The organism is Stieleria sp. (assembly GCF_041595215.1).
In the GTDB taxonomy this organism is placed as follows: domain Bacteria; phylum Planctomycetota; class Planctomycetia; order Pirellulales; family Pirellulaceae; genus Stieleria; species Stieleria magnilauensis.
The window spans coordinates 1-2,511 of the sequence record NZ_JBFHKV010001165.1 but is presented as its reverse complement, the minus strand read 5'-3'; the positions used below and the strand labels follow the sequence as shown (position 1 = coordinate 2,511).

Below are 2,511 nucleotides of genomic sequence, written 5' to 3'. Positions count from 1 at the left end.
TCGCGGCGGCGACCCGGCCGAGCTGCTCGCACAAACCCCGCCGATTTACTGGCACCACCTGGGGCTTTATGCCTATCGCCGCGACTTCTTGTCCTGGTTCGCCGGCTCGCCCCCCAGCGTGCTGGAAGAAACCGAGAAACTCGAACAGCTGCGGGCCATCGAAGCGGGAAAAAAAATCGTCGTCGCCGCAGTCGGCCCTGCCATGCCCGGAATCGACACGCCGGAAGATCTTGCCGCGTTTCGACGTCGCATCGAGGATCCCGCCACTTCCGGTTTTTCCTCAGCGCGGTATCATCCGCGTCCATGACCAAACACATCTTTGTAACCGGCGGGGTTGTTTCCTCGCTTGGAAAGGGCCTGACGAGCGCCTCCCTGGGCATGCTGCTTGAATCTCGCGGATTGCGAGTGCGAATGCAGAAGCTGGATCCCTACATCAACGTCGATCCGGGCACGATGAGCCCCTATCAGCACGGCGAAGTCTACGTGCTCGATGACGGCAGCGAGACCGATCTGGACCTGGGGCACTACGAGCGTTTCACCAGCGGGGCGCTCACCCGCGACTGCAACTACACGACCGGCCAGATCTATCTGTCGGTGATCGAAAAGGAACGCAAGGGACGCTTCCTGGGCAAAACCGTCCAGGTCATCCCCCACATCACCAACGAGATCAAATCCGTCATCTCCCGGATGGGTGGCGACGACGTCGACGTCGTGATCACCGAAATCGGGGGCACGGTCGGTGACATCGAAAGCCTGCCGTTCCTCGAAGCGATCCGCCAATACTCCCAGGACGTCGGCCGCGACAACGTGCTGTACATGCACCTGACCCTGGTGCCGTACCTGAAAGCCGCCGACGAGCTGAAAACCAAACCGACCCAACACTCCGTCGGCCAACTGCGTGAAATCGGCATCCAGCCCGACGTCCTGGTCTGCCGCTGCGAACACTCGATCAGCCGTGAGGAGCGTGACAAGATCGCACTGTTTTGCAACGTCCCGACCGAAGCGGTGATCGAGGAAAAAGACAAGGACTTTTCGATTTACGAAGTCCCGATCTCGCTGGTCGACAACAAACTCGATGAATTGATCGTCAAGAAACTCGGGCTGCCCAGCAAGGCGCTGGACATCACCCCCTGGACCGACCTGCTGCATCGCCTGCGCAACCCGCGGCACGAAGTCAGCATTGCCGTCGTCGGCAAATACGCCGAACACAAAGACGCCTACAAATCGATCTACGAATCGATCGACCACGCCGGAATGCACCACCAGGCGCAGATCCGCATCGGCCGCATTCAAAGCAGCGATATCGAACGCGAAGGATGCGAACGCCTGCTGAGCGGATTTGACGGCATCCTGATCCCCGGCGGCTTCGGCGAACGCGGCGTGGAAGGCAAAGTCCAAGCCATTCGTTTCGCCAGGGAACGCGGCATCCCGTTTTTCGGCATCTGCCTGGGCATGCAGTGCGCCGTGATCGAATATGCACGCAACGTGTGCGGCCTGGAAAGCGCCCACTCCAGCGAATTCGACAAAGACACCCCGCACCCGGTGATCTGCTTGCTGGACGAACAGCAAAACGTGACCCAAATGGGCGGCACCATGCGACTGGGCAGCCAACCGACGCTCCTGTCCGACGACAGCCGGGCGCAGCAGTGCTACGGGGCCGAAGACATTCACGAACGCCACCGGCACCGCTACGAATTCAACAACGCCTATCGCGATCAATTCCGCGAACACGGCATGAAATTTTCGGGAACCAGCCCCGACGGAAGCCTTGTCGAAATCGTCGAATTGCCTGACCATCCCTGGTTCCTGGCCGTACAATACCACCCCGAATTCAAAAGCAAGCCGCTGAAAGCGCATCCGCTGTTTGCCGGATTCGTCGAGGCCGCGATTGAACGAGGAACACGTAAACACGAACGGGAACAACCCGCCGTCAGCCAACGTTAATCCCCACGCCTGAAATCCTGATGTCTGAAAACAAAGAAGAACCGGAATTGGTCGTCGACAACGATTGGAAATCGCAGGTCGAGAAAGAAAAGACGCTCGCTGAGGAACCCCAGCAAGCCGCCGAGGAGGACCCCACCGGCGACCTGCCCCCGGCGTCCTTGGCGATGCTGATCAGCACCTTTTACAGCCAAGCGATGGTCGCACTGGGCGTCATGGAAAACCCCGCGACCGGCGAAAAATCGACCGACCTGCGGATCGCCAAACACTTCATCGACACCCTTGAAATGCTCGAAGAAAAAACCAAGGGCAACACCGACAAAGACGAAGACAAGATGTTCGACGAAGTCCTGCATCTGCTCCGGATGGCCTACGTCGGCGCCAAAAAGGCGTAGCGATCGCGCATGAGTGTTGGTGTTTAGCCTTTAGCCCGGATATTGCATCCGCTTATTCGATTGCCCCTATAGCGCGAAAGCCTTAGTTCGTGTATCTATTGGAGTTACGACACTTCATAGACCACAAAACCAAGGCTTTCGGCAATGACAAAGCGTAAACGAAATCGTCCCGCAT

Annotated in this window: 2 protein-coding genes and 1 pseudogene; all 3 read left to right on the top strand. The window is 58.5% G+C overall.

Annotated elements, in window-relative coordinates; genetic code table 11:
* A pseudogene (locus tag ABX749_RS29260) lies at positions 1–307 on the top strand (hypothetical protein); the annotation flags it as partial.
* The gene (locus ABX749_RS29255) at positions 304–1,944 is read left to right on the top strand and encodes a CTP synthase (protein ID WP_372899154.1); all 1,641 of its coding nucleotides are present in this window, start codon (positions 304–306) and stop codon (positions 1,942–1,944) included. The pseudogene ABX749_RS29260 and the gene ABX749_RS29255, both read left to right, overlap by 4 nt.
* Positions 1,945–1,964: 20 nt before the next feature.
* Complete coding sequence (locus ABX749_RS29250) at positions 1,965–2,336, top strand: DUF1844 domain-containing protein (protein ID WP_145219808.1); 372 nt, start codon at positions 1,965–1,967, stop codon at positions 2,334–2,336.
* The last annotated feature ends 175 nt before the right edge of the window (positions 2,337–2,511 follow it).